This window comes from Brevundimonas vesicularis (assembly GCF_027886425.1).
Lineage (GTDB): Bacteria > Pseudomonadota > Alphaproteobacteria > Caulobacterales > Caulobacteraceae > Brevundimonas > Brevundimonas vesicularis_C.
Map to the genome: position 1 here is coordinate 271,348 of NZ_CP115671.1, position 24,382 is coordinate 295,729.

The following is a 24,382-nucleotide window of genomic DNA, read 5'->3' on the forward strand; positions in this document are numbered from 1 at the left end:
TCAACCATGACTGACGCACCCGCTTTCGACCGCGAGACCCTGACCGTCTGGCTGAAGGAGAACGGCGTCGATCACCTTACCCACGACCACCCGGCCGTTTTTCGCGTCGAAGAGGGGCTGGATCTCAAGGCCGACCTGCCCGGCGCCCATACCAAGAACCTGTTCCTGAAGGATCACAAAGGCCGGCTGTGGCTGATCTCGGCGCGTCAGGACACGGTGATCGACCTGAAACGCGCCGCCGCCGTCATGGGGTCGGGCCGCTTGTCGTTCGGCGCCGAGACCCTGATGTGGGAAACGCTGGGCGTCCGCCCGGGCTCGGTCACGGCATTGGGCCTGATCAACGACATCGACCGCCGCGTGACCTTCGTGCTGGACCAGCGCCTTTGGGACGCCGACATCGTCAACTTCCACCCCCTGATCAATACGGCGACCACCGCCCTGGATCAGTCGGCTTTCCGGCGGGTGCTGGCGCTGCTGGAGCGGGAGCCGATCGTTGTGGATTTCGAGGCGCTGTGCTGATCGAAGGCACCGTGTCGCCTCCGCATTTGGATCTCTTGATGTAGCCTTCGGTTGGAAAGGCCATGACGCTCAAAGACATTCAAGCGTCCGCTCAGAGAGATTTGGATCATCTAGGGGCCGAAGGGGGCATCAGGCGGGAGGCACGTCCTTCTCAGACCAAGCCCTGCATTCTCGGAGCAGGCGGTTCCTCTTTGCGCCAGACGACACCACTTCCGCCGAAACGCACGCCGCCAGCGCGATGACAGCGTAGAATCCGACTTCGACGGAGACCCCGGAGCGGATCGATGAATAGACCCCCATCAACCCGCATACCGTGCAAAGAAGGCTCGCGATCGCATACGCGTATGTCGACCACTGAAACCGATAGCCGGCTGAATGCAGCGTCTTGGTCTCCCAGTCTCTAAATGCTTTCAAATCGACCTCGGTAAAGCGAAACTCGATCGATCCGAGATGATAGACGCCGTCTGTATACAGCCAGTGCATATAAGCGCCGATCATGAGCACGATAGCTGCTGTGTAGAGAGGCGCTCCAGGTGCCGAAGCTGCTGCATCATCACCAAAAACCAGGGCCGCCGCAGGCAGAGCCCCTATCGCCCCCAGGACGGCCTGAATTCTCTGCCCCTCTAACGCCTTCCATTCCATGCTCACTGTATTCCCTCCATCCGTTATCGGTGGACCAGTGATCGTTCGGTTCGACTTAGACGTCCAGCTACAGAGTTCCCGCTAACCAACCATCGGTAGAAGCGCCTACCCCGCTTGACGATCCGCGCCTCCGCCCCATCTCGTAAATCACGGTGAACGGGCAGACGAGCGGCGGGGGAAGTCAGACGAATTAGACGAATTAGACGGTGTTTTTCCATGACGACCGTCTGAAATCCCGGCGCGACCTTTTCCCGGCTTGATGCCGACGCATCTCGACGCCATCTGAACCGTTGAACCTGACCGATCTCTGCGCGGACCTCGCCCATGACCCTGCTCGACCCGACCCTGACCCCCGACGCCGCCGGCGACCTGATCAAGGAAGGCACCGACGCCTCCTTCATGACCGACGTGATCGAGGCGTCGAAGCATCAGCCGGTCATCGTCGACTTCTGGGCCACCTGGTGCGGGCCGTGCCGGACCCTGGGTCCGGCGCTGGAGAAGGCCGTGCGCGCCGCCAAGGGGGCGGTGAAGATGGTCAAGATCGATGTCGACGCCAACCCGGCCTATGCGGGCCAGCTGCGGGTGCAGTCGATCCCGACGGTCTACGCCTTCGTCAACGGCCAGCCGGTCGACGGCTTCCAGGGCGCCATTCCCGACAGCCAGATCAAGGCCTTCATCGACAAGCTGACCGGCGGTCAGGGCGGCTCGACCGAGACGGCGCAACTGCTGGAGCTGGGTGAGGAATCGCTGGGCCTGAACGACTTCGGCGGCGCGGCCCAGGCCTTCGCCCACGTCCTGTCGATCGAGCCCGAGAACGAGAAAGCCATCGCCGGCATGGCGCGGGTCTATCTGGCGGGCGGCGACCCCGAACAGGCGGCCCAGACCATCGCCATGGCGCCGCAGGATTCCAAGGAACCGACGGTCCAGAGCGTGCGCGCCCAACTGGCCCTGGCGTCCAAGGCGCCCACCGGCGATTTGGCCGGCGCCTCGGCCGGACTTGAGGCCAAGGTCGCCGCCGATCCGAACGATCATCAGGCGCGTTTCGACTTGGCCGAGGCCCAGAGCGCGGCCGGCGACTTCAAGGGCGCGGTCGACAATCTGCTGGCCATCATCCAGGCCGACCGCGAGTGGAACGATCAGGCGGCCCGCAAACAGCTGCTGGTCATCTTCGAGGCGGCGGGCCTGACCTCTGACGTGTCCAAGGATGGTCGCCGCCGCCTGTCGTCCATTCTGTTTTCGTGATCCAGAACAAGCGGGCCTCAAGCAGCGCGAAGCGCGGTAGGCCCCAGGAGAAGTGATGCCTCAAGGCTATGTCCGCGCCCTCGACCTGCCCCAGGTGATCCCGGTGTTCCCGCTGGGCGGGACCATCCTGCTGCCGCGCGGACAGCTGCCGCTGAACATCTTCGAGCCGCGCTATCTGAACATGGTGGACGACGCCATGGCCGGCGACCGGATCATCGGCCTGGTCCAGCCCAAGGGCGGCACGCCGGCCCTGCCCGGTTTGTCGCCGGTTGGCTGCGCGGGTCGGATCACCAGTTTCGCCGAGACCTCTGACGGGCGCTATCTGATCACCCTGACCGGCGTGTCACGCTTCCGCATCGCCGCCGAAATGCCGTCCAAGACCCCCTATCGCCAGGTCCGCGCGGCGTTCGAGGCCTATGAGGACGATCTGGTCTCCCCGCCCGAGGAGCCGGACTTCGACCGCGACGCGTTTCTGGACGCCCTGCGCGCCTATATGGCCCACCGGCTTCTGGACATCGATTGGGAGACGGCCGAGACCGCGCCGATGGAGGCCCTGGTCAACAGCCTGTCGATGGCCCTGCCCTTCGAGCCGGCCGAGAAACAGGCGCTGCTGGAGGCGATGGGCCTGATGCCCCGCGCCGAGGCCCTGACCGCCCTGATGCGCATCGACGCCGCCGACGGCGGTGACGACGCCGCGCCGTCCATGCAATAAGCGGCCACGCTTTCAGGAACCCGCCATGAGTGATGCTTTCAACACCCCGGTCTCCGTCGATCCCCGTCTGCTGGAGGTGCTGGTCTGCCCGGTCACGCGCGGCAAGCTGACCTACGACCGCGACGCCAACGAACTGATCTCGTCGGGCGCCAAACTGGCCTATCCGATCCGCGAAGGCGTCCCGATCATGCTGGCCGAAGAAGCGCGTCAGCTGGACTGATTCCATGCTCCGCTCATCCCCTCGAAAGCGGGGACCCAGCGCTTTTGGCGATAAGCCGTATCCGATGGATGCCCTTGATCGATCCAATGCGCTGACGGGTGAAAGAACTGGGTCCCCGCTTTCGAGGGGATGAGCGGATGGGGTTGCGGTGCCGCTTCCTCGCTCCCATTCCATTCGTGCCTGCCAAAGCAAGGAAAGCCTCGATGCTTAAAGTCGCCATCCAGATGGACCCGATCGAGGCCGTCGACATCGCCGGGGACACCACCTTCCTGATGGCCGAGACGGCGCAGGCGCGCGGTCACAAACAGTGGGTGTATGACTTCCGCACCCTGGCGCTGGAAGAGGGCCGCCTCTACTGCCGCGCCCGCCCGATCACCGTGCGGCGCGAGGTCGGCAACCACGTCGACTTCGGCGACTGGGAAAAGCTGGATCTGGCCGAGGACGTGGACGTGATCCTGATGCGCCAGGATCCGCCGTTCGACATGGCCTATGTGACGGCCACCTATCTGCTGGAGACGGTGCACCCCCGGACCCTGGTGGTCAACGACCCGGCCCAGGTGCGTTCGGCCCCCGAAAAGCTGATGGTCACCGCCTTCCCCGGCCTGCAACCGCCGACCCTGATCTCGGCCGACCCCGTCGCTCTGGACGCCTTCCACAAGAAGCACGGCGAGGTGGTCCTGAAGCCCCTGCACGGCAATGGCGGCTCGGGCGTCATCAAGCTGCGCGCCGACGACCCCAATCTGGACGCCCTGATCGAAATCCATGCCGCAGGCAGCCGCGATCCGCTGGTGATCCAGAAGTTCATTCCCGCCGTGTCCAAGGGCGACAAGCGCATCCTGCTGATCGACGGCGAGCCGGTCGGCGCCATCAACCGCGTGCCGGCGGCGGGGGCGGTGCGCTCGAACCTGCATGTCGGCGGCACGGCCATGCCGGTCGAACTGACGCCGCGCGACCTGGAAATCTGCGCCGCCATCGGCCCGACGCTGAGGGAACGCGGCCTGATCTTCGTCGGCATAGACGTGATCGGCGACTATCTGACCGAGATCAACGTCACCTCCCCCACCGGCGCCCAGCAACTGAAGGCCTTCACCGGCATCGACGCCACGGCCCTGATGTGGGACGCCATCGAGGCCAAACGCGCCGCACAGGTTGCGTGATCGCCACTTGAATTAGATTTCAGTTCATGGTTCGTTCTCTCGCTCAGGTGGGAGAACGACATGGTCGCGCGGGTTGTCACGGTCGCCTTTGACGGGGTGGAAGCCCGGCGCGTGGACGTCGAGGTCCAGTTGATCGGCAACGACGGGCCGACCATCTTCAACATCGTGGGCCTGCCGGACAAGGCGGTGGCCGAAAGCAAGGAGCGGGTGCGCGGGGCCTTCGCCGGCATCGGTCTGGCCCTGCCCGCCAAGCGGATCATCGCCAATCTGGCGCCGGCCGACCTGCCCAAGGAGGGCAGCCATTTCGACCTGCCCATCGCCCTGGCTCTGATGGCGGCCATGGGGGTGATCGCGCCCGATGCGCTCGACGGCTGGGCCGCCATCGGCGAGCTGGGGCTGGACGGCCAGATCGCGCGGGTCGGGGGCGCCCTGCCCGCCGCCGTCGCCGCCGACGCCATGGGCCTGGGCCTGATCTGCCCCGAAGCGACGGGACCGGAGGCGGCCTGGGCCGGCGGCGCCCGCATCCTCGCGCCGCGCTCGCTGATCAGCCTGGTCAACCATTTCAAGGGAACCCAGGTTCTGCGCGCGCCCGAGCCCGGACCACTGGCGGACGGCAAGGCCGTGCCCGACCTGCGCGAGGTCAAGGGTCAGGAAAGCGCCAAGCGCGGGCTGGAGATCGCGGCGGCCGGCGGCCACAACCTGCTTAGGTTATTTTTTCTACATTACGAGCTGCCAGGCCGAGCTCCTCTCCTTCGACATCCAGAAGCTCGCAAGGCGACGCCCTAAGAGCTGACGCGATGGCGTGTACGATTGCGATATTCGCGGCGACCCGGCCTCGCTCAATCTTGCCAAGGTGCCCCACCGATATATTGGCTGAGTCTGCTAACTCGATCCGAGATTGACCGAGCGCTTCCCTCCACTCCCTCACTCGATCACCGACCGCGGCTTTAAACAAATCTGCGGCACTGGGTTCGTTTGTCATAAGCAGCCTCGTTAAGGCTGCCGATCAGCCTTCTCGGGCCGCTTCCTCGTCCGGAGCGATGAGGGCAACAGGCGTGGTGCCGAGCGCCTGAGCGATTTCGTACAAGCTGACGATGGTCGGGTTTCGTAGCCCCCGCTCCATGTCGCTTATGTACTGCTGAGCGAAGCCTGACTTAACCGCCAACTGCTCCTGCGTCAGTCCGGCCAGCAAACGAGCCCTCTTGGCATTTCGGCCGAGCAGCCGCCGCATATCCATGCGGCCACCGTTGACCCGCCGGCACGGCCAAGTTTATCAACTATAATATGTATTCCGTGATGCTCGCCGTTGTCTGACCCTTATGGACAGGGGACGAAGCCTGCTCACAGCCAGGAGGGGACGAATGACGATCAAGAAGAGCGACGACCAGGAACCTGAGCACCCGGCACTGTTCGCCACGATCCACCACCGCAGTGACGAGCGGCCAGACGGCTACACCCACGAGGACATTGCCGAGCTCAATCGAGCAGCCAACGCCGGAAGACACTCGAACAAACGACGCAACATTTGGATCGCCGTCGGCACGGGCGTCACACTGTTGGTTTTGGCGGGAACGCCCTGGGCGTTAATGGCGTGGGACAATATTGAGGCCGAGCCTGCCGTCCCGACGGTCGATATGAACGTGGCGGCGCCCGATGTCCCAAGCGTTGCTCCGCCCCCCGAGGACTATCCCGCCGCATCCTACTTGGAGGTGCGTGGTCTCCACATCGGCCAAAGCAGGGATGAGGTCCTATTCAACACTGAAAACAGAGGCATGATCGCCATTGAGAACGGTGGAAGCCCGCTGATGGAGATGCACTTTGGGCTTCCTTCCCATGAAAGCGGAATGACCCTCTACCCGGCCACCCCAGAGTGCATCGAAGAACTCGACCGGCGAGACGCAATGACACCAGACGAGAAGAACTCTCTGGCAGCCATGCAAATGAACGCCTGCAAGTTAGCCGGAAGGGTGCTTTTCGACGCCGACAGCAATGTGGAAGCCTTCTATCTCACGCCTCGGGGATTCGAGATTGACCAGATATCCCTGCAGGATTTCGCTCAGGCTGTTGTCGATAATCACGGCATCGATAGCCTCAAGCCCGAACAGCAGCGACTGAGGACATTGGGTTTCGATGGCTACTGCACCAACATGCGGGGTGTTGGGTTGGCGGATGTCCGTGTGAACGTCTCGGACTGTGGCTTCATGCGAGTTCAGGTCGAACGGTCCTCGACCAGCGCCGCCAACTTCTCCTGAGTCATCCTTATGGCGAAAATCGATTCTCCGGCGTTTTGAACCGCCTTTAAAGGATGATGCGGAGCGTCTGACCGCCAGCGTCTCATTCGAGTTCAGAGCGGAAGAAAATCGTCCTGCGACCAAAAATAATTCTCTTAGACTTCGTACATGAGGGGTCAAGGCGGACTGTTGCCGCAAAACCACGGCCTTTTTGCTGCACCGAACCCTTACGCCACGGGCGTTTGCGGCTCTCTTACAAAACGAACATGAGGGGTTGGCCGAAGGCACATCCCCAAGAACACGTCAACCTCACAGCTTGACAAATCGGCCATTTTCAAATATAAACACGTCAATCGGGCGACAAGCTCGACCCCTAAAAACCCGTTACACTTATACCCCTCGGCTATATTCGTAGTCGATACTTTACGCTCGCCCCTTATTCATAACCCGTGGATAGTTTTACTCGCCAAAGGCCGAGGACGATTCCCCATGTCTTGAGATGACCGATGAACGCTATAATCAGAGCTCACGCACAATCCGATGTAGCGGCATCAGCCGATTTCAAGATCGGCCTCCCACGCCCCCCACAGCTACCGGGAGAGGGCTTAACCGCTCCAACCCGCTTCTCTCACAGCAACGACAAGCCCATCCCGGATGGCGCCATGAATATGCGCGGGCTCGGCGATGCGATGATGTGTGCGCTATTGCGGTATCCGCCCCACACCACCGTTGAAGCCATTCGCAACGACAGGCAATTTGCAGAAGACAAACCACTGCTGTTCTCTCGCCACATCTTTGAGAACAGATTCGAGTTCATCCTCCAACTCAGGTTCCGCGAAACCGGTCGGATTGAACAGTCCACGCTCAGCGTGACGTTAGGGGCCAAGGAGTACCTGACTGGCAAGTCGTCGATCTGCTCATTCATGCAGCCCCGGTATGGGCACCCGAGAGTCTTCAAGTCGGACGACCTGTTGGATGAGAGGCTCACACCAATAGCCGAGCAGAGGACGTGGGAGATGCCGATGAGTGAGGTTCTCATGTTGACCATCGCGCTAGAGCCTAAGCACCACTCGTTCGATGCTCGCATGGAACTGGCTCGAACGTTCCCAGGCGTTGCCGCTGCCGACGACACGACGAGCTTGGAAGAGTTCTTCACCTACTGAGGCAGTCAGCCTCTCAGACCGATCCGCCTGATCCGCTAGCGGAGCCAGCACCATCAAGCCTTCGGGCTTCACAGAGTTCGATCGGATCCTCCGGTCGAGCACGGCCGAACTCGGCCATTTCTCAAACCAAGGAGCAGCAATGCACCCCATAGATCATCTCTTGTCTGCGTGGCCTGGACGCCACCGAGCGGAACTTTTGGCCACCATACCAACCCCCACAGATGTCGTTCATCAAGACGCTCAAGGGGCAACGTTAACGGATCACCACAGCCTCATGTCTGTGATGCCGAAACCTCGCAATCAGCGGCCCGAAGTCCTTATCGTCGAGTTTGATGGCGCTAGTGAAGTTCAGTTCTCTGAACTGCGCCGGTCTTTCTCTGACACTCGAGCGGCTGCCAACTGGATCAGCCGGATGGAAGTCATGCTGATGCGATCGGCTTTCATCGAAATAGGCGACCTGGCGACCAAGCCCGTCATGCGCACCACCGTGCACGACGGTAGCCTGTCTTACTGGTGCGCTTGGGTGGTCGACGACGTCAGTGTTCTGACGATCGCCATATGGCGTGTTTCTGGTGCCGACTTCCCCGCCACGGCGACGCTGTCGATCTCAGCATCACCTTGGCGTTCTGACTTCGGGCCGGTGCCGCAGATGGCGTCGTTCCCGCACAGCCCTGACGAATGGGCGGGATGGGAGTCGGCTGGCCCCACCCCGTCTGAAATCAGCGACCCCACGATGGACGAAATCCTAAGCGCCATCAGAACGGTAATCGCGCAGGACGCCGCAAACATCCACATCACGACGAAGGCCTAACCCGATGAATACAGAAATTATCTCTAGCGGCAATACGCCTGTAAGAAGCGACCTCAACTGGCTGCTATTTGTTGACACGACCGATAGTCCATCAAAGCTGGAAGCTAGCTTGCCTTGGTCGAACTGGAAGGCTGCCCAGCATCCTGTCTCCGCCATGGGAGAGGTGGCGACTCTTGGAGCCACCCTCGGAGCGCCATTTGCGCCAGGCGCATCGCTGGCTGTGACCTTCGCAGACGATCACCGAGTGTCTAGCGTCGAGCTGTCTTTCGGCCTGCCGACTGAGCAGAGCGTACGGTCGGCTCTCGCCGAAATCGCGGAAGAACTAGGGGCGTCATGCACCCCCGTTCCCCCGCCCCTCGAGGCAAGCGTCCCGATTACGGATGGCTTGCGACGCTTAGAAGAATCCTGGTGGCAGGGTGATAGCTTCAGTTACCAAATGACCGGCGTTCTAACTATCGACACGTCCACAACGCGGAACGACGAGTGGAGCTGGCCGCACCAAGTCACGGTCCGCAAATTTCCGCTTGCCACAATGGGGGTGGTGCCCTGCGCCGCTGTAGGAAAAGAAGCGCCGAGGCTAGAAGGCCCCGGCGCCCCTACGAGCAGTTAAGGTCAAGCTTCAGGTTTTTTTCTTCACGCGTTTAGACGTGAAGCGCCCCTGAAGCTGGGTCGCTGCCTCGGCCAAGGCAGCGTCCAGCGATCCCGTCAGCACCTCCTGCCTCAACGGCGGGAGGAGCTGACGAAGATCACGCAGTTCACCTAGCACGAACGTGTCCATGCCGTCCTTCACCTTGAGGCGCATTGCCCCGTATCGGATCGCGAAGAGGACCTTACCCGCTTCATCGATAACCCACCACGGGGATACGGAGTGATCCTCCTGCGTGGTGACGACTTCGTGGCTCTGTTGATCCCGCTTTTTGCGAAGCTTGGTTTTTGTGTGGGTTTCGCCTTGGTGGATGGCGTCGATCAGCTTGATTTGATCGAGCAGCCCCGCCGCCAGTTTGCGTCGGCGCACTTGCACCGGGTCATACGCAGCCCGACGTTCGCTGCCGGCGGTCAGTTCAAGTTTGTCCAGAACACTCATCTAGGCCTCCTTCGGTTGATGAAGGGCCCCTCCGGTCAAATGCCTTCCAGGACAACGCAGCTGACTGTTTTCCCCTCAACTAGATCGCTCAAAGTCCGCATTCCGCCAAGGCAATCCTTGCAATGGCATCGTGACCGGGGTCCCAGTTCTGTGGCGTCTAGTCCTCCGGCCAAAGGCTAAGCGGTCGCACGGTGGCTGAATCGACAGCTACCTTGCTGCTGGCGGAGGGAAGCCCCATCAGCAGGGGAAAACCTTTCGAACATTCAGCACACCCGTTGGTGTGGGGCTGAACAGGTCGGCCTGTGGCTTCGTTAAGTTGAGCCAGTCCATCCCGACATCTGGCCGCAACAGGATGATTTGACGATCATGATAGGGGCTGATGTCCGACCCCGGCTTCGTCGTCAGCATCGCCCACGCTCCATCCTTGATGATGCCGGCGATCCAGAACCACGACATGTCCGCCATAGTGAAAGCCCACTTGGTCTTTCTCTTCTGCCCCAGCTCGGCGTCAGTGAATTCGTAGAAGGCCGACGCAGGAATCAAACATCGGTTGGTGTTGCTAAAATCTCGTCCGTCGCTTCGGAAGTTGAACACCGGGCGACCTTGCGGAGATCGCCATGACCACCGCATCGAGGTCAGCAGCGGGCCTTCATCCCACGTCACGATCGAGGCTGCGTCACCGATCTTGATGTCGTCGTTCGGTTCCAGGTTCGGAATCACGCCACCGTCGAAACGAAGCGGGAAACCCGTCTCACTGAACGCGTCAGCGATCTGCGACGCAGGGACGTGCGAGGCGTAGTTGTTGCACAACGCGGGGCTCCTATTCGAAGGCCTCGATCATGGACGTGACGGCCTCGCGCTGTTTGTCATTCAGGCTGGACCATGCCCTGATCAAGCGGGCGCTTCCTGGGTGGTCGCCGCGATTTTCGCCGACGAGTTCGGCCACATCACACTTCAGCGCTTTGGCGGCGAGCACCAACTTCGACGCGGCGATCCGGTTCTTACCCGTCTCGTATTTCTGCACCTGCTGGAAGGTGACGCCGATCGCCTCACCCAACCGACGCTGTGTCAGCCCGACCGCTTCGCGACGGTCGGTCAACGCCTTGCCGATCGCGACGTCCAGCTGCTTTTCGTGTTCGCTCATAGTCTCGACTAGCCGCATAATTCCATCGGTTCGCAAGCGGTGTTTTCCAGCGCGGCCATAGGTTCGGTCCACAGGCGACGGCGATCTGTCTTCCCACGCCCTCAAATGTTCTTCATATGTTCTCGTCGTGGGCGCGAAGGCATACAGAGGGGACGAAACCACCGGCTTTCAAAGTCCGGCCCAGGATCACGTCGAAGCTGTTCCTGATCTGGCCGAGCTATTGGAGCTTCGTCGGCCACAGCGTTATGCCGTCCGTGTCAAGGGTGACGGCCTGCGTAAGCGAGGCATCCACTCCGGCGACATCCTCGTGGTCAACACGGACGGAGAGCCCCGATCAGGAAAGGTCTGTGTCGCCTTCGTTCATGGTGATGTCGTCCTGGCGATCCTGACGGAAAAGGACGGGGAGTGGTGGCTGGAGCCCTCCAACTACGCGCCGCAGCCGATCAGTGATGACACCGAGGTGTGGGCGATGATCGCCGCTCTGGTTCGGACCGACGTCTGATGTTTGGCCTGATCGACGGCAACAACTTCTATGTCTCGTGCGAGCGGGCGTTCGATCCGACGCTGAGAGGCAAGCCGGTGATCGTGCTGTCGAACAACGACGGCTGCGCTATAGCCCGATCAGCAGAGGCCAAGGCACTCGGGATCAAGATGGGCGAGGTCTGGCACCTGTCGAAACGCACGCCCGAGTTCCGCACCGTCATCGCCAAATCGTCCAACTATGCGCTCTACGGCGGCATGAGCAGGAGGGTGTTCGAGGTGCTGTCCGAGCACTTCCAGCGCGTGGAGCCCTACTCCATCGATGAGATGTTCGTGGATCTGACGCAGTTCGCTCGGGTGGACTATTGCCGGCGTGTCCGCGACCGTGTTCGGCAGGTCGCCAAGATTCCTACCTGCATCGGCATCGGCCCGACCAAGACGCTCGCCAAGCTGGCGAACAAGCACGCCAAGGGCACAGAGATCGGCGTGTCTGATTTCAGTGATCTGGATGTCCGTCGCCAAGCGTTCGCAGAAATGCCGATCTCAGAAATCTGGGGTGTCGGTGGTGCGTCTCAGGCGAAGCTGAATGGGCTCGGTATCTTCACGGTGGATCAGTTCGCCAATCTGCCTTCGGCGTCGATCAGAAAGCTCATGACCGTGACGGGACAGCGAACCCATGCCGAGCTGAATGGGGTGTCCTGCATGCCCCTGACGCTGGCTCCGGCGAAGAAGCAGACGGTGTCGGTCACGCGCATGTTCGGACGCCCCGTCGAGGCCTGGGAGGACATGCGGGAAGCCCTTGCGGCTCACGCATCCAGGGCCGCCGAAAAGTGCCGGACAAATGGTTTGGCCGCCACGGGGATGCAGGTGTTCTTTCACACCAATCCGCACTCCAGCGAGCCTTGGTACAACGGCCAGCGTTCGTTCGAGATTGAGCCCACGAACGACAGCTTTTCGATCATTCGCCAGGCCGTCGGAGCTGGTCACTCGATGTGGAAGCCAGGCCTTCGTTACGCTAAGTGCGGCGTGATCCTGCTGGACCTTCGGGCGGAGGCTGTGGCGTCGCTCAATCTGCTGCCTACAGCAGACCCGGTGAGATCAGAAAAGCTTATGTTGGCTCTGGATTCCGTGAACGCGCGATTTGGGCGCGGCACGCTTCGTCCAGGCGGCATCAGCAAGGCGACCACTTGGTCCACCAGAGCGAACAATCGATCGCCGCGCTACACGACCCGATTCAGCGATCTGATGGAGGCGTCGGCCTAGCAACGTCTGATTTAGGCACTGAGGCCTAAGACCGAAATCGACCCATAGCGGACCTAAGCACGATATATTGCTAGGTCTCTTTAGTTCAGGAGGCGGTTGCAGTCTGCAAGCGCCCCATTGACTGAGCCGCCAGCTTGGCGATCAGGTCTGATTGTCGGAACGGCTTCTCGAGTCGTGGCAAGTCTGGCGGCAGCCCGACCACGTCAGCGTAGCCGGACGCGATCAAGATTCCCATGTTTGGGTGCCGATGTTGAACTATCCGCGCCAAGTCTGCACCGGTGATGCCCGGCATCATATGGTCGGTGATCAGAAGATCGATTGGTCCCTTTGACGCGATGACGTCCAGCGCTTCTTCGCCAGAGCGCGCCTCCAAAACATCGAATCCGAGGTCGATGAGCATGTCGGCGGTGCTGGCCCGCACAACGTCTTCGTCGTCCACGAGCAGCACTCTGCCCGACTGGATCTCGTGATGCTTCGGCGCGGCGGGGGCCTCGCCGATCGCTTCAGCCCACGGCAGCCACAGTTCGATCGTCGTCCCCCGTCCCGGCGAACTGAATACAGCCAGGCCACCGCTCAACTGCATGGCCAGGCCGTGGACCATCGACAGCCCCAGGCCCGTTCCCTGACCGACACCCTTGGTCGAGTAAAAGGGCTCGATTGCCCTGCGCCGCGTTTCTTCGCTCATGCCGACGCCGTTGTCGGCAACTGAGATAAGGACGTATTTGCCAGGCGATACCGGCGCTGCGTCGTCTGCGCCCACGCTCACGTTCGCCGCAGCCAAAACGAGCTTTCCGCCCTTGGGCATGGCGTCCTGGGCGTTCACAGCAAGGTTCAGAATGGCCATCTCGACCTGGTTCTGGTCAGCAACCGCACTTCCCAAATCCTCGGCGATGTCCAGTTTGAACTCGACCTGCGGCCCCAGGGTCGATCCGATCAGCGGACTGAGATCAATCAACAAGGCGGTGATGTCCACGGCGGTCGCACTTATGCCGTCGCGCAAAGGCGAGTAACCGTTGCACAAGCGTCTTTGCGCGGTCGGCGGACTGCAACGCACCCTCGATCAGCCGCTGCTCTCGCTCCCCGCCGACCTTTCGGCGGTGCAACAGGTCCAGACTGCCGAGGATTGGCGTCAGCAGATTGTTGAAATCATGCGCCACCCCGCCTGTCAGTTGGCCCATCGCCTCCAGCTTCTGGGATTGACGCAACGCTTCCTGCGTGTGTTCCAGCTCGGCCGTGCGCTCGGCGACCCTGCGCTCCAGCGTCTCTGTCATGTCACGCAAGGCCGCTTCCATGGTCTTGCGTTCGGTGACGTCAATGGAAACGCCCGCCAAGGTCAGCGGAGTTCCGTCCACGTCATAGGTCGGTTGAGCGCGGATGAGGATCCAGCGCTCGGCGCCGGCCGGCGTGATCAATCTGTATTCGACATCGTAGTCGACGCGCTGGCCGATGCTTCGTGCAATAGCCTCACCGACCATCTCTTGATCGTCAGGATGCACCGCCGCGCGCAGGGCCTGGTACGGGAAATCCGCATCCGGCTCCCGGCCGAAGTTGATCCGGCAGGTGGCGGACGTGGTCAATACCTCTGTACGCAGATCCAGCGACCAGACGCCCATCCGGCCGGCCGTGACGGCCATCGAGCGGAGGCGGTCGCTTTCCTGCACCGATGATAGCAGACGGGCGTTTTCGATAGCGATGGCCGCCGAGCGACCCAGCGCTTCCAGCCTTTCAATCGCGCTTCGGTCCGCTTCACGCACATCGGTCCAGTAGGCTCCGATCGCCGCAATCGGCTCGGGCGAACCGACCGGGACCATGACCATGCTGCGCACGAAGGTCTGCGAATAGGCCTCTTGCGGCACACGGTCGTCCAAGCGGATGTCGGTGATCGCCACAGTCTCGCGGTGCGTGATCGCCCACCCCGACACGCAGGCGTCCAACGGAAATCGCATGCCCTTGAACAGCGGCCCATCCGAGTCCTCGGCCGCGTAAAAGCATTGGTCCGCCTCGCGCACGACCACGGTGATGCCGTCCGACCCCACGATTTCGCGCGCCGTCTCGCGCAGCACGCCAACGACTTGGTCCAATGATTTGCAGCCAGCCAGGCGTTCGCTTGCCGCGATAAGGCGGGACCATGGCAAAGCGTCAGGGGCGGTCTCGGGGCCTTGGCTCACAGCGTCGGCACTCCGTTAAATCAAGCGCTTACGCTATCACGTTATCGCCGAGGCGCGAAACATCGCAGTGAGTTTTCTCTTCACTCTCCCCATAGCCAGTAGATTTGTTGAAAATTTCGATGAAACCAGGGTCGCGCTGTCAGCCGACCGGGAGTCACATTACTGATTTCCATCTTGAGCGGACGACGACGGCGACCGCATTCCGACCGGCCGCAGACGACCGCTTTCGGTACTGCACCTTAAGGCCGAAATCGACCCATTGCGGACATCTAGGCTGGATCCCAACTCAAGAGCATGACCTTGCTCGATCGGCTCGCGCTCCGGCTTCCAATTATACAGGCTCCAATGGCTGGGGTTTCCACACCTGAGCTAGCTGCTGCGGTTTCCAACGCCGGCGCGCTGGGCTCTATCGGTGTCGGCTCGACTAATGCCTCCGGGGCCGCCCGGATGATCGATGATGTCCGCGGGCGCACCGACGCGGCCTTCAACGTCAACGTCTTCGTTCACAACGCTCCGCGTCGTGATGCTGACCGCGAGGCGTCCTGGCTAACGGCATTAGGTCCTCTTTTTGACGAGTTTGCCGCCACGCCGCCGTCTTCCCTCGCGACGATCTATCAGAGCTTCGCCGACGATGATGACATGCTGCGCATTCTGGTCGAGCGAGCGCCTCCGGTCGTCAGCTTCCACTTCGGCTTGCCGGATCAGGCGAAGGTGAGGTCGCTGCGGCAGGCAGGATGCGTCTTGATCGCCACCGCGACGAGCCTTGATGAGGCTATCGGCGCCAAGGACGCCGGGATGGACGCTGTTGTGGCGCAAGGCTTTGAAGCCGGTGGCCACAGGGGCGTGTTCAACCCCGCTGGTGATGACGCCCGCCTAGGAACTCTCGCGCTGACACGGCTGCTTGTCGCGCAAGCCGGTTTGCCTATTATCGCCGCAGGCGGGATTATGGATGGACAGGGCATCAGATCGGTCCTCTCACTTGGAGCGATAGCGGCCCAGCTGGGAACCGCGTTCATCACCTGTCCGGAAAGTGCAGCCGATGATGCGTATCGGAGAGCACTTCAGAGCGACGCAGCGCACCACACGGTCATGACGAATGTGATCTCGGGTCGGCCTGCCCGTTGCCTACGCAACCGCTTCACCATTTGGGCAGAGAGCGTCACTGAAGACGCGCCGGACTACCCCGTCGCCTATGACGCTGGAAAAGCCGTGAACGCAGCCGCCAAAGCAGCCGACGAGGGCGGATTTGGTGCACAGTGGGCTGGTCAAGGCGCGCCCCTGGCTCGATGCATGGGCGCTGCCGAACTCGTTCAGACGCTGGAAGCTGAACTCGCCGCTTAGGACCACTTTCCACCCCCAGCGTCAGTTCGGCGAGAGGGCATGGGGCCGATGTCCGTCTTTCGCGCGGGTGTCGATGTCGTGGTCCGACCTGTTGCGGACATAGTTAGATCAGTTCCGCTATAGATGGCTTATGACCACCACCACTCCAACGCGGGATGCCGAAGCTACCCGACAGGCGATCCTTCGGGCTGCGCTGGACCTCTTCGCTGAGGAGGGTTTCGAGGCAGTCGGAGTCCGCTCGATTGGAGCACGCGCGGGCGTCGATTATTCGCTGATCAGCCGATACTTCGGTGGAAAGGACGAGCTTTTCGTCGAAGTGATCAAATCTGGAAGCGTGAACTGGCAGCGTCGGTGGGGAGATCGTGAGAGCTTCGCTGAGCGCGTGACGGATGATGTTCTGGCGGTTCCAAATGGCGGAAGGGTGCTGCGCGACTTGCTCGTTCTGATGCGCTCCGCTGGATCAGATAAGGCCAAACGCCTCATCGATGAAGCGTTGGGTCACCAAGGCTTTCGCGACCTTGAAGCATGGGTCGGGGGCGAGGACGCAGATGTCCGTGCGCGCCTGCTTATGGGCTTTCTCGCCGGTATGGCCATCACCCGCGATCTGAACAGTAAGTTTGACCTCAGTCACGAACGCGCCGTCGTAATGCGCGAGCAACTCCGTTCAGCGGTTGCTGCCTTCCTCAGGCCAGCGACTTGAGAACGCCAGTCCGCTTTCCACCCATCTCGGTCATTCATCACCGCCGCTTCCGGGCAGCCGCCGCAGCCATGTAGCGAGCTGCCGTTGAGGCGTGCCATCGAGCACCGCGAGGGGTTGCGATGCCCTGTCTGTTCAGCTCTTCGGCCACAGCGGAAGGCTTACTGTGACCGGCCGCCACGATGGACGCAATGATTGGGGAAAGCTCTCGCTGTCGGGCGGCTGTCTGGCGGGCCCGCGCCCGCCGAGCTAGTGTCAGGTCGCCAGCGAACTTTCCGAGCGCATCTTCAGCTCTTGGATTTCCGAGGGTGTTTACCGCCCGGCCGCTTCGGCTGGAGCGATGTGGTTCGCCCCGCGCAATCTTCTGTTTGATGGCCGCTAGCGCCTCTGTCGTTCTTCGGGAGATCATCTCCCGCTCGGCCTGTGCAATCACGGCAAGGACGCCGATGGTTAGGTCGTTAGCATCGGGAACATCCGCTGCCAGGAACCGCGCTCCACTGTCCCTCAAGGTCAATAGGAAGGCTGCGTTTCGAGAAAGCCGATCAAGCTTCGCGATCACCAGAGTCGCGTCGGTCAGCTTGGCTCGAGCGAGGGCCTTTCTAAGCACAGGTCGGTCATCGCGACGGCCTGTTTCCACCTCTGTAAACTCTGCCAGAAGGGACATCCCACGACGTCCTGCTAGCTGCTTAACGGCATGTCTCTGCGCTTCCAGGCCCAGCCCACTTCGCCCCTGTGATGCGGTGCTGACGCGATAATAAGCGATCGCCTTCATCGAAGCCTCCAAACCATGTCTCTCGCGGCAATCGAACGTTTGCCGGAATGGTCAGGGATCAGCCAGAAGTAGAGTTTGGACAACGAGCGGCGACAAAATTCGAAAATTGCGGCATGCGTCAACTGCGGATCATGTCGCCGCCTGCCGATCCAGCAGACCATCTCGTCGAGATGCCAGCGTGGCGATGGCGCCGGTCGGCGCTTCTTCAGCCGCCTGGCAGTCAGCGGTCCAAACTTCTTCGTCCAACAGCGGATGGTTTCGTAAGTGACGTCGATGCCGCGTTGGGCCAGCAGTTCCTCGACGTCGCGTATGCTCAGGCTGAAGCGGAAATAAAGCCAGACCGCATGACGGATCACCTCCGCCGGGAAGCGGTGGCGCTTGAACGACAGCGGCTTCATAAAATCGTCCCCAGTCAGCCCTTTACGGGCATCCTCAGTGGAGACAAGTTAGCGTTAGACTGACATCACCGACCCAACTCTCTGGCCACAGCCCCGGCGCTCAGCCCACTGTTGGCGACCCGATCAACGGCCTCCCGCTTGGACGAATCCGGAAACACCCGGCGTTGAACACTCATCAGACACTCCTCTCCAGCTCCGAAAAGCTAGCATGGGTGTCCACTCAAACGAGGGAGGATCACATCAATGGGTCCTCAGCCTAGCGAAGATCTACCTCAGACGGCGCCCCTCCAGATCCACGACTTCCACATCGCCAAGGCCCAAGCCCCTTACCCCGGCTTCGATCTTGCTGAGGTCGCCCACGACGATCCAGGTGAGTTTGGAAGAATCATAGAGCGTCGCGGCCGCCTGCTCCACCTGCGACTGGGACAGCGCCTGAACGCGCGCGACATACGAATCCCAATACCCCTCGGGAAGATCATACTCATACGCCGATCTATACATTGTCAGGACGCCGCCTACGCCTTGAAGTTGCGCAGGCATGCCCAAGAGCATGTCGTTTCGAGCCGCTTGAACCTCCTCGGGGCTCGGAAGACGAGTCGTGCCCAACTCGCGTAGTTCCCGATCAATCTCGCTCATGGCTTCGGCCGTCTTGTCGGTCTGCACCGCCGCGCCCGCTGTCACGCGACCAAGTCGTGCGCCCGCATCCACCTCGGATGACGCGCCATACGACCAGCCCTTGTCCTCCCGCAGGTTCATGTTGAGCCGCGATGTGAAGGAGCCTCCCAGGACCGTGTTGACGAGGTCCATCGCTTCATAGCTCGGATCGCCGCGGCGCGGTCCGGCCTGGCCCGCCAAAATCAGGCTGGACTCGGCGCCGGGCTGATCGACCAGGACCACCCGGGTCCGGTTCACGGAAGCCGCAGGAGGCAAGGACGGCTTGACCGGCGCCGGACCGGCAGGCGCGCGCCAGTCCGCAAGACGCGCTTCCAGCATCGGCATGATCTCTTCCAGCGTTGTGTCGCCGACTATGAAAAGAGTGGCGAGATCCGGTCGAATCCAATGGTTATAGTGTCGGCGGAAATCGTCGGTCGTCAGGCGCGCAGCGATCTCCGGAGTCATCTGAGCTGCGTAGGGATGATCCGGCCCGTAGTTGAGCGCGGGAGACACCAGTCCAACCTTGCCCTGCGGCGAGCGTTTGTTGTCCTCGTAGTTGGCGCTGTAGATAGCGCGCAAGCGATCCCACTCCGCCTCGGGAAACGTCGGATGCTTGAGGATATCGACGTACAGGTCGAGGGAGTCGGCCAACTTCAGCTTGAGCGCGTTGAGGCCGAAGCGCGTGTATTCGTCGGACGTCTGCCAGTTCATCATCGCGCCGAGAGCCTGGCGGCGTGCTGCGATCTGCAGCTCGTTCAGGCTTGTGGTCCCAGCCGTCGTCAGCCCGAATGCCGTCGAGAGCCCTATTGAGGCCGGATTGCGATCCGGCAGCGCCCCGACGTCGAAGATCATCGACAGATTGACGGTGGGAAGATCATGGCGTTCTGCGAGGGCAACCCTCAGGCCATTCGACAAGGTCGCATGTTGCAGCGGCGGCAGGGCGAAGGCGACCGGGGAGGCCACCGGGGGCGGGCTCGACCGGTCAGCGGTCACGCTCGCGGTGATGAAGCTCGGCATCGGCGTAACGTCCAGGATGTAGACCCCGTCCGATAGCCACCGCCGAGCAGCGTCGCGGATATCCTGTGGCGCGGCGGCATAGATCGTCTGAAGTTGCTCGCGGTAGTAGTCCGAAGAACCGGCATACAGTTGGCCCTCCGCCAGGGTCTCCGCCAGCGACATCGTCGAGGCCGCGCTGCGAACAGAAGCCGCATAGTAGTCGAACTTGATGCGATCCAATTCCTCGACTGACGGTCCATGCGCCAGGAAGTCAGCCATCTCGGCGTCGAGCGCCGCCTCAAGGGTTGCCACATCGACGCCCGGCCGCACGGTCGCCTGGACCACGAACTGGGATCCGAGTTCCAGTTTCTGCATGGAGACATCCACTTCGGAGGCCAGTTCCAGTTCGCGTACGAGACGCTTTTGAAGACGACTGTTCGGCCCGTCCGAAAGAACGCTTGCGGCAAGCTCGAGCAGTTGGGCGTCGACGCGTGCCCAGCCGGGCGCGTTCCAGATCTTCAGGACCATGGCGTTGGCCACAGACGCCTGAAGCTCGCCCCGGGTTTCACCTGTCATCTTGGCGACCTGCTCGCGACTGCGCGCCAGGGGCGGCCCGCCCGGGATGTCACCGAAGTAGCGCTCGACCTTCTCTCGGGCCTGCTGGACGGTGATGTCTCCGGACAGGACGAGGACCGCGTTTGACGGGCCATACCACCGCTTGAAGAAGGTCCGAACGTCTTCGAGACTGGCCGCGTCCAAGTCAGCCATCGATCCGATAGGCGTCCAGGAATAGGGATGGCCGACGGGATAGGTGGCCGCCGAGATGATTTCCGGAGCCTCGCCGAGGGGCGTGTTGGCGCGCTGCCGTTTCTCGTTCTGGACGACCCGTCTCTGTTCCTCCAGCTTGGCTTCATCCACGGCCCCCAGCAGATGGCCCATACGATCAGACTCAAGCCAAAGAACCCGGTCCACGGCCCCGGTCGGCACCGTCTGGAAGTAGTTGGTGCGGTCGTTGCCCGTCGTGCCGTTCATGCCAGTCGCCCCGACCTCGTTCATTGCGGCGAACCAGTCGGTGTCAGCATTCTCGGAACCGTTGAACATCAGATGTTCGAACAGGTGCGCGAAGCCCGTCCGACCCTGAGTCTCGTTGGCGCTGCCGACGTGATACCAGATGCCGATGGAGACAACCGGCGTCGTATGATCCTCGTGTACGATCAGTGTCAGACCGTTCGGCAGCACGATCGTCTCATGGGTGATCTCGACCACCGGCAGGCTCGTCGTCTCGGAGGCTTGCCGCGATGGGGACGCCCAGGCCGACGTTGCGGCACCCGAGACGGGGAGAAGCGTCAGGCAGGCGAGGACGAGCGGCAGCGCCGTTGAGTTAAACATGGGATATCCAGTCGAAGGAAGAGCGGGCGCGATCCTGCGGAAACACGCCTGAGCAGAGAGGAAAGCGATGTTCAGAACGCTTTGGTCAGGCTGACGCTGAAGCGCCGCAGACGGGGGTCGCCGTAGGTGCTGTATCCCGCCTGGGTATAGGAGGTGATCGCCACCACCGGCGGGGTCTTGTTGAAAACGTTGAGCACCCCGGCCGAGAGGCGCGTCCCGCCCAGCGGCCCTGGACGGTCGCCGAAAGCATAGGAGACATGCAAGTCGCTGTAGGTCTGGCTGGGAATCCTGCGCGCACCCTGGAGAGCGATGGCGTCCTCTATGGAGGCCGCGCCGCCAGGGGTCGTCGCGTCCTGGGTCGTGAAGATATTGTAGCTATCGTAGAACTGGGTGTTCCAGCGGATGCGCCATGCGCCCTTCTCCCAATCCACCCCGCCGTTCCCCTGCCATTCGAGCGGGCCGTCCCAGTTACCGGTATAATCAAGCGCCGCGGCGCCTGGGACGAGTTGGCGGACGGTCGTCGGTTGCCAGGTCGCCAGGGCGTAGAAGCGGGCAGAGCCCCAGGCTCCGAAGTCTCTATCGTAGTCGATCTGGACATCGACCGCCTTGAACTCGGACTGCAGCATGTTGATGGGAGAGGCGTCCACGAACAGGATTCGGCCCGCATAGCCCACAGGATCGCCGGACGCTGGCGCCGCCCGGACTACGCGGCCCGGAAAGACGTCGGGATTGGCGAGCAGATAGTCCAGCGGTATGCCGCCAATCTCTCCGGTCTTCTTGATCCGTGTGTAGTCGGCCGAGAGCCGCACACCGCTCATCGGAGTCACGATCGCCCCGAACGACATCGTTTCAGACTCCTCGGGGCGAAGCGTTCCGTTCCCTAACCCCCTGGTTGTCGTCAGAGCGTAGTCGACGATCTCATCGCCACGCAGGGGATCCGGCACGCCCAATCCAAACGGCGCAGGATCGCTCTGAGAACCGAGCTGGACGACGCTGGGCGGGAGAAAGCCTGTAGCGTAGCTGGCGCGCAGCACCAGAGCCTCAAAGGGAGAATAGCGCCCCGCCACGGTGTAGTTCGTGCTTTCGAATCGGCTTTCGACGCGCTCGAAGGCGGGCAGGTCGCTGTCTGGATCCGCGAAGATGAAGGAGTCGAAGCCCGACGGCGGGGACTTGGTGACATAAGCGTCGTGACGCACGGCCGCGCGAAGCTCGAGCTCCCGCAGGAAGGGGACGTTGTTCTGCGGACTGGCCAGCGGCAGGGCGAGTTCGGCGTATTCCGAGGTGGTCCGCTGATCCCGGCCTGGGAAGACGACATAGAGAGGGCTGCGGCTGACGGTGTCGGTGAAGGTGTTGCCCGCACGTTCGATCTTGGTGGCTTCCTGCTGCACCGCCAGGGTCAGGGTGGCGGAGCCGCCTGGCAGTCGAAACACCGGTCCCGAGGCCCTCAAGGACGGATTGGTGAAGGTCGAGTCGTAGGGACCGGCGCGATAGGTCGGCTCAGTGAAGAGATAGTCTCCGAAGTCGATCGGCGAACTCAGAGGGTCCAACACGGGTCGGCCTGCGCACGAGAACGGGTCGTCCGCCGCCCCAAGGCCACAATAGTCCCCGTAGGCATCTATAGCCGACTGATAGAAGACGGCTCGGTTCGAGGTTCGGGTCTGATTGACCTCCAGGTTCAGAGCCCACCGGCGTGGCAGGCGGATGATCGTCCCGACCGCCAGCGTCTCGGTCTTGGAGTCGGACTCATAGGGGAAGGACAGGCCCGGCGTCGGGAAGGACAGGCGGATGGCCTGCTGGAACGGATTGGTCGGGGCATCGGCGGCCAGGGACAGGATGCTGGGGAGCTGGTTGGCGCTGTAGCTCGTTCCGGCGTTTTCAAAACGCGAGTAATCGACGAAGCCGTCAAGCCAGCTCGTGAACTCGCGTCGGACATTGACGTTGAAGGACTGCATTTCTGGGGAGGTCAGAAGACCGCGTTCGAGGCCCGCGAGCGTGTCGGGAATATCGAGATCGAAGGCTCCCGCATTGGCGCGAAGCTGCGCCCCACCGTCGGCGTCGACCCCGCCGTAGCCCAGCGGAAGGTGGGTGACTGCAGAACCCAGATCGGCGCCGCCGTAACGCGGATCCAGTACGAGGCTCGATCCGTCGGCGCTGCGGATATTGACCCCGTTTCCGAGTGGCGGAAAACCCGATCGGTCATAGGGCGATAGATTGCGGAAACCCAGATCCATGCCGTCCTGGATCAGGTGCGCGCGATCCCTGACCCTCAGCGTGCCGGAGCGGCTGATCGAGCCTCCGAACGTCACCGTGGTTCGCCCCCCTTCCAAGGAAAAGCCCCCGTTGACATCGAACCGGCCGTTCGGCGCGGCGAAATCGAAGGTGTCGTTGTAGGTGGTTGCAACCTCCACCCCCTGGTAATCGTGGCGCAGGATAATGTTGATCACCCCGCCCACAGCGTTGCCGCCGTAGACGCCGCCGGCCGAGGCGGGTAGAATTTCGATCCGCTCAATCGAGCCAAGCGGAATGCCGTTGATATCAGCCTGTGCGGGGGCGAAGTTTTGGTTAGCGAGACTGGCGAGGCGGCGCCCATTGACCAGAATGAGGGTCTGGTTCGCTCCCAGGCCGCGCAGGTTGAAACTGGAATATGGCCGGCCGTTGCCAGTGCTTTGCGCTCGGGAACCGCCGAACCCTGCGTTCTGAGGCAGGCGCGTGCGCAAGAATTCTTCCACCGTCGTGGCCTGGGAGGTGGAAATCTCGTCGCGATTGAACACGACATAGGGCTGGTCGCCGTCCTCGGAGCGCCGGACGTCTACGTTCAGGCTGCGCGAACCCAACACCAGGATTTCGGAGATTTCGGTGACCTCATTCGACAGGGCGCTGGCGGCGACACCTGGGACCCTCCGATTGTCGGGCCTAACGATCAGCAGACCCGATCGCCCGACCTCGACGACCAGGCCGCTCCCGGCCAGCAGGGCCGCGACGGCGGCCTGCGGCGTGTAGGTTCCCGTCAGCGCGGGCGCCAGTTTGCCCCGGACGGCGCCACTCTCGAAGGCGATTTCGTGACGCGTTGCCCGCGCCACTGCGCGCAAAGCGTCGGCGAGGTCCTGGGCCGGCATATCCAATACAAAGGTCTGAGCCTGGGCTAAGACGGGCGCGCCTTGAGCGAGAAGGGCCAAGGTCGCCCCCGCGACCCCCGCCTGAAACAACATTCTGGAACCGATCGAACGTCTCATAGTCACACCCCCGTGTCGCGTACCCTCGCGCCCGCTGTAAGGTGAGACGGACCAGACTCCGGAGGG

Annotated in this window: 23 protein-coding genes and 2 pseudogenes; 13 read left to right on the forward strand and 12 right to left on the reverse strand. The window is 62.1% G+C overall.

Annotation, left to right across the window (positions count from 1 at the left end; genetic code table 11):
* The first annotated feature begins 6 nt into the window (after window positions 1-6).
* Window positions 7-519, forward strand: coding sequence for a prolyl-tRNA synthetase associated domain-containing protein (locus PFY01_RS01280; protein WP_271042112.1), 513 nt, complete (start codon window positions 7-9; stop codon window positions 517-519).
* A 129-nt stretch (window positions 520-648) separates the two neighbouring features.
* On the opposite strand, the gene PFY01_RS01285 is transcribed toward PFY01_RS01280, so the two are convergent.
* Entirely contained in the window at window positions 649-1,167 is a 519-nt protein-coding gene (locus PFY01_RS01285; RefSeq protein ID WP_271042113.1) for a hypothetical protein, read from the reverse strand.
* 318 nt (window positions 1,168-1,485) lie between these two features.
* Between PFY01_RS01285 and trxA the strand changes: the two genes are divergently transcribed.
* From trxA to PFY01_RS01310, 5 genes and pseudogenes are all read left to right on the forward strand, one after another.
* A complete protein-coding gene (trxA, locus tag PFY01_RS01290) occupies window positions 1,486-2,403 on the forward strand; it encodes a thioredoxin (protein WP_271042114.1) in 918 nt (305 codons plus the stop codon).
* A 55-nt stretch (window positions 2,404-2,458) separates the two neighbouring features.
* Window positions 2,459-3,115 (forward strand): LON peptidase substrate-binding domain-containing protein, encoded by a 657-nt coding sequence (locus tag PFY01_RS01295; protein ID WP_026108391.1) that lies wholly within the window; start codon window positions 2,459-2,461, stop codon window positions 3,113-3,115.
* Window positions 3,116-3,140: 25 nt separating this feature from the next.
* On the forward strand, window positions 3,141-3,335 hold the full coding sequence (locus tag PFY01_RS01300; protein ID WP_039246583.1) for a Trm112 family protein: 195 nt from the start codon (window positions 3,141-3,143) through the stop codon (window positions 3,333-3,335).
* A 203-nt stretch (window positions 3,336-3,538) separates the two neighbouring features.
* A complete protein-coding gene (gene gshB, locus PFY01_RS01305) occupies window positions 3,539-4,492 on the forward strand; it encodes a glutathione synthase (protein ID WP_137720393.1) in 954 nt (317 codons plus the stop codon).
* 60 nt (window positions 4,493-4,552) lie between these two features.
* Window positions 4,553-5,197 (forward strand): annotated as a pseudogene (locus tag PFY01_RS01310) (magnesium chelatase domain-containing protein); the annotation flags it as partial.
* Here the strand turns inward: PFY01_RS01310 and PFY01_RS15585 are convergent.
* A complete protein-coding gene (locus tag PFY01_RS15585) occupies window positions 5,196-5,474 on the reverse strand; it encodes a helix-turn-helix domain-containing protein (RefSeq protein WP_420197031.1) in 279 nt (92 codons plus the stop codon). The pseudogene PFY01_RS01310 and the gene PFY01_RS15585 sit on opposite strands and share 2 nt — an antisense overlap.
* 24 nt (window positions 5,475-5,498) lie before the next feature.
* Window positions 5,499-5,684: a helix-turn-helix domain-containing protein gene (locus PFY01_RS01315; RefSeq protein ID WP_420197032.1), complete on the reverse strand. Its 186-nt coding sequence runs from the start codon at window positions 5,682-5,684 to the stop codon at window positions 5,499-5,501.
* 169 nt (window positions 5,685-5,853) lie between these two features.
* Here PFY01_RS01315 and PFY01_RS01320 point away from each other — a divergent pair, with 169 nt between their 5' ends.
* The 3 genes from PFY01_RS01320 to PFY01_RS01330 all read left to right on the forward strand — a co-directional run bounded on the left by PFY01_RS01320 (window position 5,854) and on the right by PFY01_RS01330 (window position 8,697).
* Entirely contained in the window at window positions 5,854-6,744 is an 891-nt protein-coding gene (locus PFY01_RS01320) for a hypothetical protein (protein WP_271042115.1), read from the forward strand.
* A gap of 641 nt (window positions 6,745-7,385) precedes the next feature.
* On the forward strand, window positions 7,386-7,886 hold the full coding sequence (locus PFY01_RS01325) for a hypothetical protein (RefSeq protein WP_271042116.1): 501 nt from the start codon (window positions 7,386-7,388) through the stop codon (window positions 7,884-7,886).
* A gap of 274 nt (window positions 7,887-8,160) precedes the next feature.
* Window positions 8,161-8,697 (forward strand): hypothetical protein, encoded by a 537-nt coding sequence (locus PFY01_RS01330; protein ID WP_271042117.1) that lies wholly within the window; start codon window positions 8,161-8,163, stop codon window positions 8,695-8,697.
* 619 nt (window positions 8,698-9,316) lie between these two features.
* Here the strand turns inward: PFY01_RS01330 and PFY01_RS01335 are convergent.
* From PFY01_RS01335 to PFY01_RS01345, 3 genes are all read right to left on the reverse strand, one after another.
* Window positions 9,317-9,781 carry a hypothetical protein gene (locus tag PFY01_RS01335; RefSeq protein ID WP_271042118.1) on the reverse strand — a complete coding sequence of 155 codons (465 nt, stop codon included), beginning with the start codon at window positions 9,779-9,781 and terminating at the stop codon, window positions 9,317-9,319.
* A gap of 237 nt (window positions 9,782-10,018) precedes the next feature.
* Complete coding sequence (locus tag PFY01_RS01340; protein ID WP_271042119.1) at window positions 10,019-10,591, reverse strand: SOS response-associated peptidase family protein; 573 nt, start codon at window positions 10,589-10,591, stop codon at window positions 10,019-10,021.
* Between the two features lie 10 nt (window positions 10,592-10,601).
* The gene (locus PFY01_RS01345) at window positions 10,602-10,925 is read right to left on the reverse strand and encodes a helix-turn-helix domain-containing protein (protein ID WP_271042120.1); all 324 of its coding nucleotides are present in this window, start codon (window positions 10,923-10,925) and stop codon (window positions 10,602-10,604) included.
* Between the two features lie 127 nt (window positions 10,926-11,052).
* Here PFY01_RS01345 and PFY01_RS01350 point away from each other — a divergent pair, with 127 nt between their 5' ends.
* Entirely contained in the window at window positions 11,053-11,427 is a 375-nt protein-coding gene (locus tag PFY01_RS01350) for a LexA family protein (protein WP_055806729.1), read from the forward strand.
* Entirely contained in the window at window positions 11,427-12,668 is a 1,242-nt protein-coding gene (locus tag PFY01_RS01355) for a Y-family DNA polymerase (protein WP_271042121.1), read from the forward strand. The genes PFY01_RS01350 and PFY01_RS01355 overlap by 1 nt, the downstream gene beginning before the upstream one ends.
* An 85-nt stretch (window positions 12,669-12,753) precedes the next feature.
* On the opposite strand, the gene PFY01_RS01360 is transcribed toward PFY01_RS01355, so the two are convergent.
* Window positions 12,754-13,641 carry an ATP-binding protein gene (locus tag PFY01_RS01360; RefSeq protein WP_271042122.1) on the reverse strand — a complete coding sequence of 296 codons (888 nt, stop codon included), beginning with the start codon at window positions 13,639-13,641 and terminating at the stop codon, window positions 12,754-12,756.
* A complete protein-coding gene (locus PFY01_RS01365) occupies window positions 13,616-14,731 on the reverse strand; it encodes a PAS domain-containing protein (RefSeq protein WP_420197033.1) in 1,116 nt (371 codons plus the stop codon). The genes PFY01_RS01360 and PFY01_RS01365 overlap by 26 nt, the downstream gene beginning before the upstream one ends.
* A 399-nt stretch (window positions 14,732-15,130) precedes the next feature.
* Here PFY01_RS01365 and PFY01_RS01370 point away from each other — a divergent pair, with 399 nt between their 5' ends.
* Entirely contained in the window at window positions 15,131-16,177 is a 1,047-nt protein-coding gene (locus PFY01_RS01370; protein WP_271042124.1) for an NAD(P)H-dependent flavin oxidoreductase, read from the forward strand.
* A gap of 130 nt (window positions 16,178-16,307) precedes the next feature.
* Window positions 16,308-16,877: a TetR/AcrR family transcriptional regulator gene (locus PFY01_RS01375; RefSeq protein WP_271042125.1), complete on the forward strand. Its 570-nt coding sequence runs from the start codon at window positions 16,308-16,310 to the stop codon at window positions 16,875-16,877.
* A 37-nt stretch (window positions 16,878-16,914) separates the two neighbouring features.
* On the opposite strand, the gene PFY01_RS15590 is transcribed toward PFY01_RS01375, so the two are convergent.
* From PFY01_RS15590 to PFY01_RS01390, 4 genes and pseudogenes are all read right to left on the reverse strand, one after another.
* Window positions 16,915-17,646, reverse strand: a complete 732-nt coding sequence (locus tag PFY01_RS15590) for a recombinase family protein (protein WP_420197034.1) — start codon at window positions 17,644-17,646, stop codon at window positions 16,915-16,917.
* A gap of 134 nt (window positions 17,647-17,780) precedes the next feature.
* Window positions 17,781-18,044 (reverse strand): annotated as a pseudogene (locus PFY01_RS01380) (IS6 family transposase); the annotation flags it as partial.
* Window positions 18,045-18,311: 267 nt separating this feature from the next.
* A complete protein-coding gene (locus tag PFY01_RS01385; protein WP_271042126.1) occupies window positions 18,312-21,083 on the reverse strand; it encodes a M16 family metallopeptidase in 2,772 nt (923 codons plus the stop codon).
* Between the two features lie 71 nt (window positions 21,084-21,154).
* Window positions 21,155-24,259 carry a TonB-dependent receptor gene (locus PFY01_RS01390; protein WP_271042127.1) on the reverse strand — a complete coding sequence of 1,035 codons (3,105 nt, stop codon included), beginning with the start codon at window positions 24,257-24,259 and terminating at the stop codon, window positions 21,155-21,157.
* Between the last annotated feature and the right edge of the window lie 123 nt (window positions 24,260-24,382).